The sequence below is a fragment of the Pseudomonas sp. GL-B-12 genome (assembly GCF_019955895.1).
Taxonomy (GTDB): Bacteria; Pseudomonadota; Gammaproteobacteria; order Pseudomonadales; family Pseudomonadaceae; genus Aquipseudomonas.
This window is the reverse complement of sequence record NZ_JAHBCX010000013.1, coordinates 42541-61974: the sequence shown is the minus strand read 5'-3', so window position 1 is coordinate 61974 and position 19434 is coordinate 42541. Positions and strand designations below refer to the sequence as shown.

The window sequence follows — 19434 nt, the reverse complement described above, 5'->3', positions numbered from 1 at the left end:
CTGTAAATAATCCTGATAAATGGGGTTCAACCGCACAGTACGGCGGCGCGTACCGGATCGATGGCAACCAGCGCCGCCAGCAACGTCTCCATGCGCCTGGCCAGGGCCGGCTTGTCGGCATCGTTGCGCTGCGCTTTCAGGCGGGTCAGCTTGAGCAGGCGGGCCTTGACCTCGAAATTCAATTCCGGCTCCCAGTCCGCCAAGGCCTGGCGCTCGGCCGTGGCATCCAGTTCACCGAGCAGGTGCAGGGCCAGGTCGTTCTTGCCACATTGCTCGGCCACCCGCGCCATCAGCAGGCGCAGCAGCCAGCGCTGGCGGCCGGTGTGAATGTCCGGGCGCGCGGCCAGCCAGGCCAGCGCATGCTCGACGCCGTCGCTGTCGGCCTGGGCCAGTGCTTCGCTCTCCAGCGAGAGAATCTCGACGTCGGCCAACACCGTTGGCGCAGCCGCTGCGGGCAGGAGCTGGCGCGACTGATCGGCGCTGACGTGCTGAGCGATCCATTCACGGGTGGTCTCGTCGGCGAACGGTGTACCGTCGTTCCACCCCAGCGCCTCCAAGCCCGGCAGCCGCTCGAGGAACATACCCAGGTCGCACTTGACGATATCGGCCCAGCCGTCGTGAGGCGCCGGTAGTTTGCTCAGGGCCTGGACCAGGTACCACTGCAGGTCCAGCCAGAAATGGTTGACCCCCTCGGCGAACGTGCGCTCGACCTGATCGAGCAATTCGCTCCAGTTCTGCTGCTGATACAGGCGCTTTAGTTGCGCCCGGGATTCGCCCCGGGGCGGCGCCAGGCGCGTCGTGCCGCTGGCGTCCTGTAGCGGCGGCTCGTGCAAGGTATCCCAGCGCAAACTCTTCATCAGGCGGTGCGCCGCCAGCCAGCCCAGGGGCTGGTCACGCAGGTAGTCGGCCAGCTTCCGGCCGCTGTCCAGCAGGTCGCGCCCGGACTTGATGGCCAGGCTGTCCGGCGCGCTGGCCTGGCCGACGGACTCGTGACTGGCGCTGTGCTGGGGCACTACGGCATCGACCCCGCCGGACTGCGCCAGGCGCGCCGACAACGCCCCATGCAACGCATCCAGCTGCGGCCGCTGATCCTCGGGCCAGGCTTGCAACCCATGTTCAAGCCAGGCCAGCGCCGCCGCCGTGCGTTCCGCCTCGGCCTTGACCACTTCAGGGTAAAGCGACAGACAATCCAGCACCTTGGCACTGGTCAACCATTCCAGGGCCATCTTGCGACTGTTGGCCCGTTCCGGAAACACCTCGCCGGCATAGCGCTCGATCAGTGCCGCCAACAAACCAAGGCCATCGGCCAACCCCGTCTCACCGTCCTTCTGCAGGCGTGCCCACAGGTAGTAAGTGGCGACGCGCAGGTCCTTGCAGCGCTGGCCGAGCAACTTCTCCGCCAGCTGAATCACCTCGTCGACGTTCGCGCCGGAGAGCTTGTTGACCTCTTCGCGCATGCGCTGGAAGTCATCGTCATAACCCGGGTCTTCACCGACCGGCGACTGCGCGCTGATGGGCTGCAACCAGGATTGCCAACAGTCGGCCTGGGTACGGGCAAGGGCCAGCGGGTCACGTTCGCCGAGGCAACGGGTGATCAGTTTGAGCAGGCTCATGGGTAACTTCCATTCTGCGCATAGGGCTGTACTTGAGTGCCTTCGCCGAGAAAGATCTGCGCAGGCAATTCAAAGCCGCGCAACTTGAGCAAGGCCAGCGGCCCTGCACCCAGTTCAGTGCGCAGGTGCCAGGTCAGGTCGAGGCCGTCTGGGGCCTGAAGCTGCACGCGGTACTGGCTGTCGGTGTCGTTCAGCGCGGTGACTTTTGCTTGTTCGAGCAGGCGGATCAGGCCCCAGGTGCCTTCGTAATCGCCGTAGAGACGTTCATTGGCCAGCACACTGATCCACAACAAACGCGTGCCCGGGTGCTGGCTGAAGCCCGGCCAGCTGAAGCGCTGCCAGCGTTCCTTCTGGTTGAAGTACTCATGCTTTTCGCCGTTGAGGATGAAAGTGGTCTGCACCACGTCGCGCACCGGCTTGCCGCGCAGCTCGAAACTCAGGCCCATGCCGCCGTCGGTGTAGAGCACGTCGGCGAGGTGGCTGAGCTGGTTGATCGCCGTCAGGAACTTCGGGTTGAAGTGCAGACCCTGGCTGTGCCGCGCGTCGGCCACCCAGCGGCTGCCTTCCTTGCGCAGCACACCGCCCAATTGCTGCTGGAGGAACTGGTCGATGCGCCCGGCGTCGGCGCGGATCATCTGCCCGAACATCGGCAGCGAGGCGTCACTGCCGGTGGCAGCAAAGGGGTAGCGCCCGGCAAACGCGCCCTGCCAGTCGCGTACGATCGCCCGCTGCCACTGGCTGTTGAGGCCGGCCACCGAGGGTTGCAGGACTCGCTGCCAGGCCTGCTCCAGCGGCTGCACGAACAGGGTCTGGCCGACGCCGTCCCACTCGGCGCCGAGGCTGGCGGCGAGCAGGCTGCCGTAGGCCTGGGTGTCGGTGAGGTCGACGCTGTGGCCCTGGAACACGCTTTGCGCCAGGGCCTGGGTCATTGCCTGGGGATTAGGTGCGTTGCTCACTTGCTGCAACTTCAGGCGCACCCGGATGACGCGGTTGAGGAAGGCTTGCAGGCTCAGGCGCTCGCTGTCGTTGGCGTTGTCGGCGTCTTTTCCGAGCAAGGTCAACAATGGCCCAAAGGTGGCGTCCAGCGGGCTGCCTCCGCCGGGCTTGGCCTGCTCGATCACCGGCACTGGCTCCTTGCCGAGCAGTTGCTGCGCCGACTGCACCAATGACTCGGCCAGCGCCTGACGACGGGTGCCAGCCTGGCCCTGATAGGCCAAGGTGTTCATCAGCGCGATCAGCGGCGACTGACGCACATCGCTCATCAGCGCCAACTGGTCGATCACCTCGCCGAGGCTGTCCACTGGTTGCCAGCGCAGTTGGTTGAGGAAGTCCAGCCAGGCGTGGGCGTAGTCCTGAAAATAGCGTTCGGTCAGGCGTTGCTTGAGCTGCTCAGGGCTCAAGTCGGCGGCGAGACGGCCCGGGTTATCGCTGAGCACCCAGTCGATTTCTTCGCGGCGCGCTTCGGCGATGGCATCGATGGCCGGCCGCACCTGGCCTTCCCAGGCTTGGCGGGTGAACACCCCCGGCACCTCGGCCGAAGTGGCAAACAGCGTCGATGCCTCGGTGTCGCCGACCATCTGCGCCAGGCTCAGCGCCGGCGCGTGATTGGCGGCGTTGTCGAGCACAGTCTGGTACAGGCTGGCTTCGCCGTTGCGCTGGCCCAGCTGGCTGATCAGCACCTGGCGCACCTGGGCGACCAGCTTGGGATCGGCGTCGATGCGCCAGTTTGGGTGGGCGGCCAGTTGTTCGGCGTAAAAGGCCCACAGGGTCGGTGCCAGCGCGTGCCAGAGGCCTGGTGAGTAGCCGGTGCTTTGCGGTTCGGCTTCCACCAAGGCTTGGGTGAGAAAGACCGGGTCGGTTTTCTCCGGGCGCGCCAGCATCAGGTAAGCCTTGAGCTGCGCGTAGGCGGCCGGGGCCTGCTTGGCGCGTTCGGGGCTGTCCGGTGGCAGCTTGACCAGAGCGTTGAGCTGGGCCTTGAGCGTGGCCGCTGCCGGGTCACGCAACAGGCGCTGATTGGCCTCGACGTAACGCGGCCACAGCATAGCCAACAGCGCGTCGTTCTGGTTCAGGCCGAAACGCTGATGCCATGGTGAGCCGTGGCTGGCGCGGTAATCCAGGCGGCCCAGTTCGCGGGTCAGTTCGTTGAGGGCGCTGAGCTGCGCGTCTCCGGGGGTGGCTTGTTGCAGCGTGGTCAGCGACGTCTGCAAATGGTGGATCTGCACGCGGTTGCTGAGGAACGACAGCAGCAGGCCGGCGCCCCACGCAAGGGCCACGGCCAACACCAAGCCATAAGCGACGCGTGGTGCGCTCCAGCCCAGACGACGGCTTGGTTGTTTTGGCTCGCCGAGCACGCCTTGCCAGGCAGGGTCCATGGGCCAGAAGTGCTCTTCCTTGTTCTGCGTTGTATTGGACAACGGCAGGCTGAACCACAGGCCGCGCAACGGTACATCCTGCCTGGAACTGCCGAACCACGGCGTCAGTGCCTTACGCCAGCGTGACAAGCCTTCGACCTCCAGGTCCCGCGCAAGACGCACCAGAAAGTCATGCGCCATCGTCAGGTTCATCTGCGCCCAGCCTTCCTGGCGCATGGGGCCCAGTAGACTGCGCAGCGACGTTTCCAGTTCTGTGGCGGTAAGGCGAGATGACAGTGCGCAGCCCACCGCCTGGCTCGGGCGTTTCTCCTGCAACCAGTGACTGGCGCAAACCTGCCACAGGTGCAGCGAGAGTGACCAGCCCAGCCTACGAGCGAGGTCTTGAAGGTGCTGCGCGCCTTTACCCATATGATAGCCGTCGGCACTTTGCTCGGCGTTCAACGCCCAAATCACGCCGTCGAGGGGACGCCAGCGGGTCAGGCGGCGGAACTGGGCGATCACCTTGTCGTCCAGCTCTTGCTGCACACTGCCACCCCACAGCAGCACGGTGCCCTCGCCTTCCAGCCAATGGTCGGTGCCCAGGCCGGGGGCGATGGCCTTGATCTGCTGAGGTTCGCCGACGACGAGCAGGAGGCGTACTTTGCGGTGCCACAGCGAGCCATAATTGCGGCGCAAGTACGCATACAATCTGGAGCTATCAAATTCAGTACACTTAGGCAGTATCAAACCCGCGTCCGCCCGTGGGAGCACTTTGTCTACCTGTCCCTGATCGCGATGACTTCGCTGTTTCAACTGCATCAACAACCGGGGGGCAAGCTGCGCGATAGCCGCAATAAGAACGATCAACAAGAAAGCGAGCATTCGGTGATGGTTTTCCACCAGCCCCATCCGTTCACCATAGGCCTGTATCACCCATCCCAGGGCGACCACCAGTACGCTGATCCACACCGCCGCACCCGCGCGACGCCATGGGTTACTCCATGCTTTCATGCCACCTCTCCCGCGCTAACGGTACTGATCCAATACCGTGACTCTTCTTTGGCGAGCAGCAGCACTGCCTGCCGCTGGTGTCGAACCATTTCCAACCCGAAGGCGGTTGCCAACCAATGACCAAAGGGTCCGGGCAGTCCGCACAGGTGCTCCTGAACCCACAGCTGCTGCGCACTCAAGGAGGCTGCCTGACCACCGATAGTGGCAAAAACATTGCCGGTCAGCGGCCGCCAGTCAGCGCTGTCCGCCAACACACCCGTCGCCTGAAGCGCCATCGTCTGGGTTTGCTGGAACAACTCCAGCTCGCTGTTCAAGGTGGCGACGTCCAAAGGCATCGGGCGCAACAAGCCACCTTGCACAGGAAGGTCCCAGGCAACGGCCAACTGGTCCGGGCATAACAACAAGGCCGCCAGCCCATCGGAATACGCCTCCCCGCCGTTTACCTGCATTACCAAAATCAAGTCGAGGGCTGCGGTGGCAGACTTCAGCGTGTCGTCGATCCATTGGCACGACAATTTATTGGTCAGGGTGACCGTTGCAGGTTGCTTGAGATGGGCGGTTTTCCACTGCTGCCAGACGTCGCGCAATGCAGCGTAGTGATCGGGCTCGACGTCACTCAACAGCGTGACTCGCAACGCCTGTTCAGCAGGCAAGGCCTGCAAGGCCGGACCGAGCACTGGCAACAACATCTGCAGCCCCGCCTGCGCGCGATCGCCCTGCTCAGGCAGAGCTGCTATACGCCTGGCTTGTCCTGTGCGCAGTGGCAAATCTCGCCGAACTTGCAGCCCACTGGCAGACACCTGATCCGGCAGCAGCACACAGCTGGTATGCACGGCCAGATATCGTTGCGCCCAGTCTTGCCAGGCCAGTTGCGCATTGACTGCCTCCTCCTCGAGAAATTGATGCTGGCTCAGCGCCCCACCGTAGAAATAGGCACGGGAACCGAACAGCAAAACCCAGACCAGCAGTGGCGAGCCAGACAATAACCAGACATTGATCGCCTGCAGTTGCGCTAACTGAATTGAGGCGTGCAACAGAAACAACAGCACACCCACCACCACCGCGACGACGGCCGCGAGTACCCAACGACCCAGCATCGGCGGCGTCGGAGCTTGCACCACAGAAGGAGCCTTTCGATCCCAGCCCATGGCTCAACCCACCACACAGTCGGGAGCGCTGGAAAGCATCTGGCAGCCGCACGCACTGCGGCAGCCATTCACCACCATGGCCCGGCCGTTTTCGGACCAGTCGGGACTCCCCTCGACGATGGGGTTCACGCCATGTCCCGGGATCGGACAACTGACATCATCATCCACCAACGCCACTGGTTTTCCGTTAACGATCGTTGTGGAAGAGGCTGAAATCACTTCTCCCCCGTGCGTGGTGCTATCACCCAATAACACAAATCCCTGGTACATATTAATTTCTCCAAAATCAGCCCTGGATTACAAACCGAAACAAGCAACCAAATTACTTAATGAAGCATCTTCTCCTTCAACAGAGTAATTAACGAAAACGCACCCCATGCTCTTTGACGCCTGCCCTTTAAAAGTCGTATTTTCGAGGACAACTGTCATCGCCATTGGTGCGCTCGAGGGCACGCTCGAGTCCAAATGTGTCAAAAACGAAAGAAAATGGTAAGTCGACAATAGCTAGAGGAATAACAAACCCATACGTTTCCTTAATAAAGTTCCAACTAGTCGCAGCTTTGAAATCAAACTGGACCCCCTGATAAGGGCAGTTTGGTCCGTACGCAAGTCCCGCCCCAATAGATCCACACCCTGAAATGGAAAGCACAAACAAACCAGACAGAGCAAAAATAAACAATTTCATTAACTCAACTCCAACATTGATTTTTTACATTCAAGACACTGACCAAACACGGACAACAGCGACACTCGTTACGGGTATCAGTCATTGTTACGAAAACAGTCTCCTATTCTTGATCTGAAGGGCTGTCGGGTTTCCGCAAGATATGACCGAAAAGACTCTGCCGATCGAGGAACAGTTGGTTGCATACCTGAGCAAAAGGGCTGTGCGCGGCAGGAGATGCGAGGCTCACTGTTTGTTCTCCGCTGCCTGGCGGATCGCTTGTAATTTACGGAAATCTGGTTGGAAACGACCGTCGGCCACGGTCGTACCATCTGGATAAGAGAATTTTATGAAGCTGCCTATTTTATGTACCTTGGTACCCTCCGATTTGACCAGAAAGTCGGAGTGCAGGACGGGTTCGAAATACACCTGTCGGGCTTGCAGGGCCTGATACATCACATAGATATCGCCCTCACCCGCCAAGCTGATCTGTTTTCTATAGCCTCCAAGAAAGGCTTCGCTCAACCACGGGTAATAGTCCTTCCTGATCGTCAAATCCCCTTCGACCTTGATGTCCGCGCCACCGCGTGGCGAGTTGTTGTGATCGAAGATCACCACCACCCCGCCCCCAGCACCATAGGTGACGTTCTCTCCAAAGCGTGTTGGATCGCCATAGGTCACCCCAAAAGTCACGTTGCTCAATCGCCACTGGCAGACACCGCCACCATCGATCGGTAGCTTGGCCACATAGAGGTCACTTTGTCCCTCACGCACGAGTTGCAGATCGGTACGTTGATAGCCATCGCGTTGATAGGCTTCGCCGAAGGCGGAGCGGTCGGTAAAGGTGCACAGGGTCGAGCGGTACATCACCTGTAGGGTTTCCGTTTCCAGCTCCTTCGGCATTTTCACCGTCACGGTTATCGATTCGCTGTCCGGTGGCGGCGCCAGGCTCTGGTCCTTGGCACAACCGCTGAGGCTGACGAACAGAGTGAGTATCGCGATGGGCGTTTTCTTGATCATGGTCGGATCCTTGGCAGCGCGGGCCGGGCTCAACAGTGGGTTCTTTCGTAGCAGGCGCTCGGGTCGGCCACGGCATCGAAGCGTTGCAACGCTTCGGCACCGCCATCGGCCTGTTGCGTCACCCGCAAGGTGTCGCCGAGACGACTTTGCAAGTCGAGGAACACCCTGTTGCGTGCCAGTTCGTCTTCGACAAGGCTTGCGTAATGATCCCTGGTCTGCTGTTCGAAATTCTGTCGATCCAGTTGCCGCTTCAACAACGGCGAGCGCTCGGGGTTGATTGACTCCAGCAACTGGCCATAGATGTACGGCTGGTAATTGCTCATGAAGTGATTGCCGAGACCCACGAATCGGCCGGCCTTGGGATTGCTGAAGGGCGGGAAAAACCTCGCCCGACTCTCGGCGGTCAACGAGGTGGTGAGGCGCTGCTGCGCCTGCTCGGCCTGCTGGTCGTCGTCGGGGCTCAGGCTCGGTACCAGGTAAAACTTGACCTTTTCCGACAGGCGATAGGCAATGGTGGTGTGGTAAGGCGCGCCGAGCCCGTCCTTGTTGCGGTAGGCGGGGTACGGCGAGCCTCGCCGGCGGGTGTGCTGTTCGGTCTTGAAGAACATGGCGATTTCGCCGTGGTGACAAAAGGGATCGCCATGGCGGAACAACTGACTGGCGGTCAACTGCAGCATCGACCAGCCAACCCCTAGAGTAGTGCCCAGCGGGCCATAGAGGTCGTAAAGGTAGTTATCCAACGCCGCTTCAGGTGGCACGCTGGGGATTGGATCGATGTCGTTGACGTGACGGAAATGCACGATCTCGTCGAGGCATTTAACGGCCTTAAGAGTGAAGGTGCGTGGCATGCCGTAGGTGTATAGCAGCGGGTTCTGTGCTTTCAGTGAAGCTGCATGCACTAACCCAAGGGCGCCGCCCAGGCTGTGGCCGCAGATGAACAGTTCTCTACCTTGAATAGCCTCAGGAATCGTCTTACCCAGATCCCTGGCATAAACCCTTCTGGACAGTTCGAACGCATCGCGAAAGCCCAAATGCACACTGCCCTCTGGCGTCAGGTCGGCGCAGGCGACCTTGGGCTCGCACAAGGCCTGCACTTCAGGTTTTACTGGGCGGAAAGTCGCATCAGTACCTAGATCGGACGCCCCCTCGGTACCCCGCCAAGCCACGAGCACCTGGGTGGCATTGATGGCATAAAACAGTTGGGTGTCGCCCTCTGGTGGTCGGACCTGAGTGGTGTCCAACGGTTTGGCGATGGTGTAACGCCCATCGAAGGGAACATCGGTGACCACGCACGGCAATTTCTGACCGCTGTCCAGAATTATGGGTGTACGAGATAAGTCCAAACATTGCAGTTCGAAGAACTCCTTAACGGAACCCAATGTATTCTCGGGCCGCGTGCTGTACGCCAGAATACTCATCAGCGCCAGGTTGTAAGCATTGACCAGGCTGTACTCCGTCTGGTGATGCAAGGTCAGTGACCAGGCACGTAGCGGACAGACTTCCAACACATGCCGGCGATCGAGTTGATCGTCGCCGATGGTAAACCCGCCAAACTTTGGGTCTGGAAAATGGTAGGCCGGAGGTTGCCTGGCATCCGCCAAGGGAGGGTCGAATGTCGGCAGTCGATCGCACAATTGGCCGATACGCAGGTAGTGATAGCCATGCCCGGCTGCGACCGCCTGCTGTTCGATGGGCGAGAAGCCCGAACGCTGCGGACCATACAGCGGCGTGCGATCAGCGAAGCCGGGGCGCGCGGGTTCGGCTCGCTGGGCACGCAGGCGGCGATTTTGCAGTAGCTCGGCCAATAACTCGGCGTCTATCAGTAAGGTGATGGCCAAGGGGTGCAGGCCGTCTAGGCGGATCACTCCCTCGGCATTGGTGCGGCGGCCCTTGTACTCTGGAATGAAGTCGGTGCGGGTCGCTTCGTTTACCGCGCGATAAGGCAGGTCCGCCAGGGGCTCGCCCTGTTCATCGAGCAATTGGAACTCGATCCAGTGCATTTTCTGTTTGCCGCAGATCACAGTCTTGCAGGAGCCCAGTGTGTCCGTACGGTGCAACCTATCGTTCATGTCAGTCCTTTAATGCTGTTAGTTATTTATTCTGAAACCGTCGCAAGTCGCCAGCAATTGATCTGCACAAAACAACTAAACACACCATTTTTTCCTAAACAAAATGGAAAACAATTTAACAGCCTCACAAAACAACAGCAGGCTAATCAACCATATAACTGACGTTGCGCCTGCAGCTTTCGAAAGCCATAAAAAAATCGATAGCGAAGGCACAACAAGCAATAACCGAAGTGGTAATTGAACGTAAATTAGATACGGAATCGTTCGCGAACCGACGAAAAACAAAACCATTGAAACAACTATCGACACATTCAGAAGAACTGACAACAACAAGAGCACATCCGAACTAACCCCATGCTCTGACCTTAACTGGACATAGGATTGAATATCGCTATAAAACGGCACCTTGCCCTGGGAAAAATTGAGGTAGCCGAACCGGATAATGTAAAAGAAATCCATCGCACCCCAAAACCAATAAAGCCATTTTATTTTCAGCATCGCTATTTCCCTACCCGATGAAAATCAATGCTACAAACTGGAGCTTTTTCTCTGCCATCAGAAAGGCGCTCGTATTGAAGAAATTCAAAAATATCACCTGCCACCTTCTTCACGCAGAAAGCAGCCCGATAGGTATCAGTAGTCCGATAAGCATCAGTCATTTGAAAAACGTAGGTTTTATTTTCCTCAAATTTAAGTGGAGGTATTTTTATTTTCCCATCATATAACTCATAGCCATCGGGAACACTACCAAACTCTATGCATCCCCCAGGCTGTAATACCAGAGGTTTGGCATCTAGCTTCAACGCAACCCCCCAGCCAGGGGCATTTCGCACATAACTTTCTGATACTGATATCCAGCCAACTGAAAAACCCTTACCTACATCACTCGGCAAACAAATAGCCGGCTTATTATTGATAGCAACAATCTTGGCCTCGCCAAGCAGGCCAAAAGACGTGGCGCTCGCCTCTTTCACAACGCAAGACAGCGCAATCAGCAACAATGAAATCGATTTCACGGGCATTTTCATCCTGGAAGATTTTTCTTGCTGGAGGGATCATTCAGAAAGCTTCCGAGCGTAGCCGAAAGAAGCTCTGGGCTTTTCCCAACATTTTTTTGGTCCCACACCCCGAGAGGATTCCCAACCACACAAATGATGTAATAATCCGAAATTATCTCCCCCTGCTGTTCCATGTTATAATTTGAAAACTTACCATCGTTAAACAAACTGTATTCATATGCCTCAGCACCTCGACTGCTAACTGTCAGGCCTTTTTTCTTCACTGGATAACCCAGTTGGTACTGCCACACGTGCGTCATTTCATGCATGAACAGGGCTTTATCTCTGTCGTCTTTTGTACTTGAAAAATCATCTCTGTAGTACTTAGTACTTTCCGGGTAATACATCTCCCCATTCGGTGTCACCGCCGTATTCTGAAACCCGACAAACAACCACCATCCGCCGTGATGCACTTTGACCTTGCTGTAATTGACCGCATCTTTAAAGACGGTTCGGGCCATGGCGATTTCGCCGGACGTCAGAGAGCGCTTCTTGCCTTTGGGCAGGGGAACATCTTTTCTCGAGCGGCCCACGTCCGTATCGTTGGTCGAAACATCACTGGCGGTCAGGTCAATTTGCATCGGCGCTTGGGCGTTTTGCGCCGCGCAGCACAACGGTTGCGCATCCTCTGGGGGAAACAGCAGCAACTGGGTGATCTGCGTCGGCTTCTCGGTCACCAACCGCTGCGTGTAACCCTGCCCATCAGTCACGCCATCCAGAATGCGACCGTCAGCCAATGTGGCCGAGTACTTGATGTTGCTTGCCAATTCGCCGTTAGGCCCGAGCAGACGAAGTTGTTCGTCATAGAAGGTGGAATCCGGAAACTCAATCTCCAGCCCACCCGGCAACAGGGTATGAGCGCTCATGGTTCGCCCCTCCTTGTCGGTTACGCCGTTAAACACTTCGCCCTGTTCAGTGGTGATCCGGTAGCGGGTAAACGCCAGCGGTGCCTGGCTCTCATCTCTCAGAACGTATTCCGCGGAATAACCTCCGGGTAACGGTGTTGCCGGCGTATCCAGCCTGGCGCTGCCAAACTTTTGAACATGCTTGGCCCGTTGATAGATATTGCCGGGGGCGCCCTGATCGAGGTCGCCGTCTTTCAAGCGGACAAAGACCCCTCCGCATTCCAATATCAGCTCTTTCTCAGCGCGGATGTGCACCCGGCCATCCACGCTCTCAATCTTGATGTCGCCCTTCGCCAGGGCGTGCAGAAGGCCCTCCAAAGCATGCAAATCGATGTTGCCCTTGGCCGTCTTGAGCTGCATGTCCGCGCTGTGAGCGAGCAGGCTGATGCCGTCCTCGGCGGTGGCGGTGATGTTCTGCCCGGCGCTGAGGTCGACGTTGTGCGCGGCAACGGCGCTCACGCTTTCGCTTCCCGAGGACAGGCACACCGCCTCCGGGCTGACCATGCCTATACCTGCCGGGGCGTGCAGCAACAGACCCGGTTGCTTCAAGCCATCGAGGACTTGTCTGAGCCGTTCCTGGCTGGCGGTGTCGCCGGGGGTTGCTTTGGCCGCGCGAGCCGCATCGGCCAGGGAGCGCGCCAGCGACAAGGCACTTTCCAATTGGGCGACGGCAGCATCCATGTCGAGTTGCACACCCTGAGCTTTCTCCTGTTTGTCCGCGCTGATGAAAAGACCCTTTCCGCCACGAATGGCGCCCCAGTCATCGGTGCGCAGCTCAAACCCTTCCCCCCGTTTTTTGCGTTCGGCATCCACCAGATGCCCCAGATTCAACTGGCTCTTGCCGCCATACTCGGTACTGAGCTTGACGTGCTCCTGCCCCCGCGTGTCATCCAGGCGCAACTTGTTGTTGGCCGGCGTGCGCAGCACGTTGCGGTGGTCGTTGCGCTGGGTCACCAGGTCCGGGTGCTGGTCGTCGTGCAGGGCGTGGGCGATGTAGGGGCGGTCCGGGTCGCCCTGCTCGAAAGCGATGGCGACTTCGGTGCCAGCGATCAGCGGCAGGTGCAGGCCGTAGGTGTCGCCGGCGTAGGCGCGGGCCTGGCGCAGCCATTTGCTTTCGCGGCCGGCGGGCCAGGTGTCGCGGTCGAAGAGGAACTTGACCCGGTAGCGCCCTTGCATATCGATTTCGGTGTACAGGGGGTTGCTCTGGGGGTGGGTGATGCGTGCCGGCAGGGTGCCGGCGATTTGTGGTTTGGGCGGCACCTCGGGCCGGAAACACAGGCGCAACGCGTAGGGCATGGCCTCGAAATCGCAGGTCAGGCTGCGGTCGCGGGCGGCGCGCGTGGTGATCTTTGTGATCACCACGCGGGAGGCGAAGGCCTTGGGGGCGTCGCCGCTGATGGTCAGGACCTGACCCGGGGCCAGGGTGGCGCTGCTGCTGGTGCCGCTGAGGTGGGTCTGGTTGTTGAGGTAGCGTTCGTGGCGCAGGCGCGCATAGAAAAAGCCGCTTTCGCTTTGCAGGTCTTCGTCGCGCAGGTGGGACTTGCCGAGCACGCGGTAGGGTTCGGCGTAGTGGTAGGCGTCGCCGTAGGTGTTGTCGGCGACGCCGCGGGTCGTGGCCACGCCGTGGGTGGCGGGCTCGCCGAGGGTCTGGTCGACCTCGCCGTCGAGGTAGGCGCGGCTGTCGTCGGGGTGATAGGCGCGTACGCTGACGTGCTGTTCCACCACCCGGTGGCGGGTTTTCAGGGCCCAGACGCTGTCCTCGACGCTGTTGCTGAAGCCCGACGGCGAGCGCAGCGGCAGTTCGACGTCGAACTGGTAGCAGCGCTGGTCGTCGCAGAACTCGACGACGTCGAAGGCGAGCTCTTCGTGCTGGGTGCAGCGGTACCAGATGCCGACGTCGGCCAGGATGCGACTGATGAAAGCCAGGTCGCTTTCCTGGTACTGCATCACCTGCTCGCGCGGCGGGTACTCGCGCTTGAGGTTGAAGCGAAAGTGCCCGGTGTCCAGACCATGGCGGTCGCGCAGAATGCTTTTGACGATGTCTGGCACGGACTGGTGCTGATAGATCCGCGTTTGCTGGCCGCGATCGAGCAGGGCCAGGCGCGGTTGCAGGATGACTTCGTAGCGGGCTTCGTCGATTGAGCCGGACAGGCGCTGGCAGGCGGTAATGCGGCCATAGACGGTGCGCAGGGGCTTGGGCGGTCTGGGTACTTCCCAAGAGGCCACGCGCAGGGTCGAGGGGTCGGCGAACAGGCTGAATTCGGCGTACTGGCCGATGAATTTTTCCGCGCCGATGTCGAGGTCGCTGGCGGTGAATTCGATGCGGTAGAGGTAGGGTTGGCTAAGGTGCTCATGGCCCTCGAAGGTGAGGACGTCGAGGTGGGTGTCGAGGCCATCGATCTGTAGTTTGTGGCGGCTGTGGTCGAAGAAGGTGCGCGGTGTGTTGGACAAAATCAGGCCTCCCTTGGCTTTTGAAGCGGACGGGGAGGCTTCGTTGCCACCCTCGTTCAAACGCTGGGCAGCTTTCAGGAAGGCAAAAAAGGTTGATATAGGACGTTTCTAATAAGCGTGTAGGGTGCTTCCGAATAATGCAGCAGGCCACGACGCCCTAAGAATCTACCTACAACAGCAAAAGAATCCTCGGCATCTCGACACCGACCATGAATGAGTCTTTCTGACCAGGACTCCACCTGACGACCGGCAGCAAAAACCATTTGCCACAAAATATTACATACGTCATATTACAGCCATCATAATTACCGACACCCTGACAGGTATCCCTCCATGACCAGCATGTCCACCGTAGAACCCGATCTGGACTCCCCGGTGAAACCGGCAAAACCTCCCCTGCTCAAACGCCTGCTGTTGCCAACAGTGGGCATCGCAGCACTGGTGCTGGCTGGTGTGTATGGCGCGCATTGGTGGACCGCCGGGCGTTTCATCGAAGAAACCGACGACGCCTACATCGGCGGCGATGTAACGGTGATCGGGCCGAAAGTGGCAGGCTATATCGACGAAGTGCTGGTGGCCGACAACCAGCAGGTCAAGGCTGGCGACGTGCTGATCCGTCTCGATTCGCGCGACTACCGCGCCAACCTGGCCAAGGCCGAAGGCGCAGTGGCCGCCCAGGAGGCCTTGCTGGCCAACCTCGACGCCACCGAACAATTGCAACAGGCCGTCATCGGCCAGGCCCGCGCCGGCATCGACGCCGCCGGTGCCGAAACCGCCCGTTCGCGGGATGACGATGCCCGCTACAAAAAACTGGTGATCACCAACGCCGTCTCGGTGGAAAGCGCCCAGCGAGCCAACACCACGTTCAAGACGGCCCAGGCCCAAAGCAACCGCGCCCAGGCTGAACTGCTGGCCGCGCAGCGCCAGTTGAATGTGATCGACACCCAGAAACAACAAGCCCGGGCCGCCCTGATCCAGGCCAAGGCCGAGCGCGACCTGGCGCAATTGAATGTCGGCTACACCGAACTGAAGGCACCGGTCGACGGTGTGATCGGCAATCGCCGGGCCCGGGTCGGCGCCTATGCCCAGGCCGGCTCGCAATTGCTCTCGGTGGTACCGACCAGCGGTCTGTGGGTCGATGCCAACTTCAAGGAAGACCAACTGGCGCACATGGTGCCTGGGCAACGGGTGGTGATCCGTGCCGATGTGCTGTCGGGGCAGGAATTCCACGGTCACCTGGACAGCCTCGCCCCCGCCAGCGGTTCGCAATTCAGTGTGTTGCCGCCGGAAAACGCTACCGGCAACTTCACCAAGATCGTGCAGCGGGTGCCGGTGCGGATTCACCTCGACCCGCCCGACAGTGTGCTCGGCCACCTGCGTCCGGGGTTGTCGGTGACCGCTGAAGTGGACACGCGCAAGGAGCCTGAAGCGCCAGCCGTGGCCAGCGCGCCATGAGCCGCGCCCTCGCCGCCCCGGCGCAACCGTTCAATGCCGCGAACATGGCGACGGCGACGAAGGTTTTCGCCTTTGCCAGCATGTGCATCGGTATGTTCATTGCGCTGCTGGATATCCAGATTGTCTCGGCTTCGTTGCGTGACATCGGCGGCGGGCTCTCCGCCGGCACCGACGAAACCGCGTGGGTACAAACCAGTTACCTGATCGCCGAAATCATCGTGATCCCGCTGTCGGGCTGGCTGTCCCGGGTATTTTCCACGCGCTGGCTGTTCTGCGCATCGGCGGTGGGTTTCACCCTGACCAGCCTGCTGTGCGGCGTGGCCTGGAACATCCAGAGCATGATTGCCTTCCGCGCCCTGCAAGGGTTTCTGGGCGGCTCGATGATTCCGCTGGTGTTCACCACGGCCTTCGTGTTCTTCACCGGCAAACAACGGGTGATCGCCGCCGCGACCATCGGTGCGGTGGCCTCATTGGCACCGACCCTGGGACCGGTGATCGGTGGCTGGATCACCGACATATCGTCCTGGCACTGGCTGTTCTACATCAACCTGGTCCCCGGCATCTTTGTCGCCGTGGCCGTGCCGATGCTGGTAAAAATCGACCAGCCGGAACTGTCGCTGCTCAAAGGCGCGGATTACTTGAGCATGGTGTTTCTGGCGCTGTTCCTCGGCTGCCTGGAATACACCCTCGAAGAAGGCCCGCGCTGGAACTGGTTCAGCGACCGCACGATCCTGACCACCGCGTGGATCAGCGGCCTGGCCGGGCTGGCTTTCATCGGCCGGACCTTGCACGCGGCCAATCCGATTGTCGATCTGCGCGCCTTGAAGGACCGCAATTTCGCCCTTGGCTGTTTCTTCTCGTTCGTCACTGGTATCGGCCTGTTCGCCACGATTTACCTGACGCCGCTGTTCCTTGGCCGGGTGCGTGGCTACGGAGCGCTGGACATTGGTCTGGCGGTTTTCTCCACCGGGGTGTTCCAGATCATGGCGATTCCGCTGTACGCCTTTCTGGCCAATCGCATCGACCTGCGCTGGATCATGATGACCGGCCTTGGGCTGTTCGCGTTATCGATGTGGGATTTCAGCCCGATCACCCATGACTGGGGGGCCAGGGAATTGATGCTGCCGCAAGCCCTGCGCGGGATTGCCCAGCAATTGGCGGTGCCGCCGACGGTGACCTTGACCCTCGGCGGCCTGGCGCCGGCACGGCTCAAGCATGCGTCGGGGTTGTTCAACCTGATGCGCAACCTGGGCGGGGCTATCGGCATTGCCGCCTGCGCGACCATCCTCAACGACCGCACCAACCTGCATTTCACCCGGTTGGCGGAGAATCTCAACAGCACCAACGAGGCGCTCAACCAATGGCTGTCCCAGGTCGGCAACAACTTCGCTGCCCTCGGTCAGAGCGGTGACGCCGGGGTCACCGCCAGCCTGCATCAGCTATGGTTGCTGACCTACCGCGAAGCCCAGACGCAAACCTATGGCGACGCGTTCCTGATGATCATGGTCTGCTTCATTATTGCCACGGCGATGGTGCCCCTGATGCGCAAGGTGCAACCACCGGCCGCGCCGAGTGCCGATGCTCATTGATGCTTGTGCGGGTCAGGCCTGGGGCATTTTGCGGAAGCCGATGGCCAGGCGGTTCCAGGCATTGATGGTGGTGATGGCGACGGTCAGGTCGACCATTTCCTTGGCATCGAACTGGGCGGTAGCCAGTTCATAGTCTTCGTCCGGGGCATGGGTCTGGCTGATCAGGGTCAGGGATTCGGTCCAGGCCAGTGCGGCGCGTTCACGCTCGGTGAAGAACGGTGTTTCGCGCCAGGCCGACAGTGTGGCCAGGCGACGCTCGGACTCACCACCCTTGCGTGCATCGGCGCTGTGCATGTCCAGGCAGAAGGCGCAGCCGTTGATTTGCGAGGTGCGCAGCTTGACCAGTTCGATCAGGTTTTTTTCCAGCGGCAGCTTCGACACCGCTGTTTCCAGGGCGATCATCGCCTTGAGGGCATCAGGGGACGCAGTGTAGAAATCGATACGGGTTTTCATGGCGTGCTCCAGGGCAAGTGGGTGTGTCACTACGTTAGTCCCCTGGCCGGTTTACACAAATAGCCAATCTTTCAGAAGTCGAGGAGGCCACTGCGGTGCCTTCTTGAAAGAAAGTGCTATTTGAGAGTTCCCATCACTTGGCCTGCACCACCAGATCGCCGCCCGGAGCAGCGGCCATTCACGCCCGATTGCGCAACCACTGCAAAAAGCCCTTTTTCGCCACCGCCACCGGCAGGTCCTGAGTCAGGGTTTTCGCCTTGTGCAGCCGGTAATCGAGCAAGGTTTTCATTGCATCGCTGATGTCATGACGGGCATCCAGGCACGGCTTGAGGTAGGACTTTTCGATGCGGTACAGGCCACAGAATGTCTTGGCGATGAACCGCGCAGGCACCGAACTGTCGGCCAGTATCCCGGCCTCGCCGATCACTTCACCCGGCCCCATGCGCCCGGATTCGAAAGGTTCGCCGTGCCGGGTCAGCGTCACCGTCACCACCCCGGACTCGATGATGAACAAGTGATCACTGACCTCCCCCGCCTCCAGGATCGTTTCCCCGGCGCGGAATGATTGCAAGGTCATGTTCTGGCTGAAAGTGTCTTTCTCTTCCTGGCGCAGGGTGGAGAAAATCGGCGAACTGTCGAGCAACGCCCGGGCCCGCGACAGGTTGCCTGGCGGATTGGGCTCCACGCTCGACAGCAGGTTGACGCCGGACGCCTGCAAGTGCCGGTAGGCCAGGTCGAACAGTTGATTGCGCACCGAACGCTTCTCGTCCATCGACGCGACAAACCCGCTGATTTCATAGATCACTCCGGTGTTGCTCGCACTTTTCATGCCGACACTCGGCGACGGTGTCTCCAGCAGAAAGCGGCAGCCTTGCATGGCCCGCTCCAGGGCTTCGATCACCGTGTTCGGCCGCGCGTGCGGGCTCACTTCCAACGAAACGGAGATGCCGAACATATCGCTCGGCCGACTGAAATTGATGATCTTGGCCTTGGCGGCCAGGGAGTTGGGAATCACCGCCATGCAACCCTGGGAGGTCTGCAGGCGCGTGGCACGCCAGTCGATGTCGGTGACCCGGCCTTCCATGCCATCAATGGAGATGTAGTCATCCAGTTGATAGGGTTTGGTGGTGTTCAGGACGATCCCGGAGAAAACGTCACTGAGGGTACTTTGCAAGGCCAGGCCGACAATGATCGCCAACGCACCGGACGTCGCCAGCACGCCCTTGACCGGTAGATCGAGCACATAGGCCAGGGCGGCAATGATCGCGATCAGGAAAATCACCGCACCGAGCAAATCCTGAAGCAATCGCCCGGTATGCCCCACCCGTTGCATCATCACCGCGCCGATCAGCACCGTCAGCATCCGCGCGCCGAACAACCACCAGCCGATCTGCAATCCGGTGGCCGCCAGGTGCAACGGTACGTTGTCGGCCCAGGGCGGCGGCTCCATCGGGTTCAGGCCTTCGTTGAACAGCAGAAGGCTGTATAGCGCGAAAATCGTGACCCGCAACAGAAGCTTCCAAGGGTTGCGGTTGTCACCGATTAAACGCCACAACCCGAGGTCAATCAGGATCAGCACCATGGCGCAGATCAATGGGTGTTCGGTGAGGAAAGACAGCATCAAGCAACTCCAGCCAGGGCTAATAA

At 59.9% G+C, this 19434-nt stretch carries 13 protein-coding genes; 2 read left to right on the top strand and 11 right to left on the bottom strand.

The window, feature by feature from the left end:
* Positions 1-26: 26 nt before the first annotated feature.
* From tssA to KGA85_RS08930, 9 genes are all read right to left on the bottom strand, one after another.
* Positions 27-1613 carry a type VI secretion system protein TssA gene (gene tssA, locus KGA85_RS08970; protein ID WP_223536759.1) on the bottom strand — a complete coding sequence of 529 codons (1587 nt, stop codon included), beginning with the start codon at positions 1611-1613 and terminating at the stop codon, positions 27-29.
* Entirely contained in the window at positions 1610-4975 is a 3366-nt protein-coding gene (locus tag KGA85_RS08965) for an ImcF-related family protein (RefSeq protein WP_223536763.1), read from the bottom strand. The genes tssA and KGA85_RS08965 overlap by 4 nt, the downstream gene beginning before the upstream one ends.
* A complete protein-coding gene (locus tag KGA85_RS08960) occupies positions 4972-6123 on the bottom strand; it encodes a hypothetical protein (protein ID WP_223533281.1) in 1152 nt (383 codons plus the stop codon). Before KGA85_RS08960 ends, KGA85_RS08965 begins: the two co-directional genes overlap by 4 nt.
* A gap of 3 nt (positions 6124-6126) precedes the next feature.
* Positions 6127-6393 carry a PAAR domain-containing protein gene (locus KGA85_RS08955; RefSeq protein WP_223456705.1) on the bottom strand — a complete coding sequence of 89 codons (267 nt, stop codon included), beginning with the start codon at positions 6391-6393 and terminating at the stop codon, positions 6127-6129.
* Positions 6394-6520: 127 nt separating this feature from the next.
* Positions 6521-6808 carry a YceK/YidQ family lipoprotein gene (locus tag KGA85_RS08950; RefSeq protein ID WP_223456703.1) on the bottom strand — a complete coding sequence of 96 codons (288 nt, stop codon included), beginning with the start codon at positions 6806-6808 and terminating at the stop codon, positions 6521-6523.
* A gap of 225 nt (positions 6809-7033) precedes the next feature.
* Positions 7034-7807 carry a hypothetical protein gene (locus KGA85_RS08945; protein ID WP_223456701.1) on the bottom strand — a complete coding sequence of 258 codons (774 nt, stop codon included), beginning with the start codon at positions 7805-7807 and terminating at the stop codon, positions 7034-7036.
* 29 nt (positions 7808-7836) lie between these two features.
* Positions 7837-9876, bottom strand: a complete 2040-nt coding sequence (locus tag KGA85_RS08940) for a lipase family protein (RefSeq protein ID WP_223543062.1) — start codon at positions 9874-9876, stop codon at positions 7837-7839.
* A 500-nt stretch (positions 9877-10376) separates the two neighbouring features.
* The gene (locus KGA85_RS08935; RefSeq protein ID WP_223533284.1) at positions 10377-10892 is read right to left on the bottom strand and encodes a hypothetical protein; all 516 of its coding nucleotides are present in this window, start codon (positions 10890-10892) and stop codon (positions 10377-10379) included.
* Positions 10893-10900: 8 nt separating this feature from the next.
* Positions 10901-14290, bottom strand: coding sequence for a type VI secretion system Vgr family protein (locus tag KGA85_RS08930; RefSeq protein WP_223543061.1), 3390 nt, complete (start codon positions 14288-14290; stop codon positions 10901-10903).
* A 333-nt stretch (positions 14291-14623) separates the two neighbouring features.
* Here KGA85_RS08930 and KGA85_RS08925 point away from each other — a divergent pair, with 333 nt between their 5' ends.
* Positions 14624-15745 carry an HlyD family secretion protein gene (locus KGA85_RS08925; protein WP_223537541.1) on the top strand — a complete coding sequence of 374 codons (1122 nt, stop codon included), beginning with the start codon at positions 14624-14626 and terminating at the stop codon, positions 15743-15745.
* Positions 15742-17334 carry a DHA2 family efflux MFS transporter permease subunit gene (locus KGA85_RS08920; protein WP_223456554.1) on the top strand — a complete coding sequence of 531 codons (1593 nt, stop codon included), beginning with the start codon at positions 15742-15744 and terminating at the stop codon, positions 17332-17334. Before KGA85_RS08925 ends, KGA85_RS08920 begins: the two co-directional genes overlap by 4 nt.
* Positions 17335-17346: 12 nt before the next feature.
* Here KGA85_RS08920 and KGA85_RS08915 read toward each other — a convergent pair whose 3' ends face one another.
* Both KGA85_RS08915 and KGA85_RS08910 read right to left on the bottom strand, forming a co-directional pair.
* A complete protein-coding gene (locus tag KGA85_RS08915; protein ID WP_046043133.1) occupies positions 17347-17787 on the bottom strand; it encodes a carboxymuconolactone decarboxylase family protein in 441 nt (146 codons plus the stop codon).
* Positions 17788-17965: 178 nt separating this feature from the next.
* On the bottom strand, positions 17966-19408 hold the full coding sequence (locus tag KGA85_RS08910; RefSeq protein WP_223456552.1) for a mechanosensitive ion channel family protein: 1443 nt from the start codon (positions 19406-19408) through the stop codon (positions 17966-17968).
* Positions 19409-19434 lie beyond the last annotated feature (26 nt).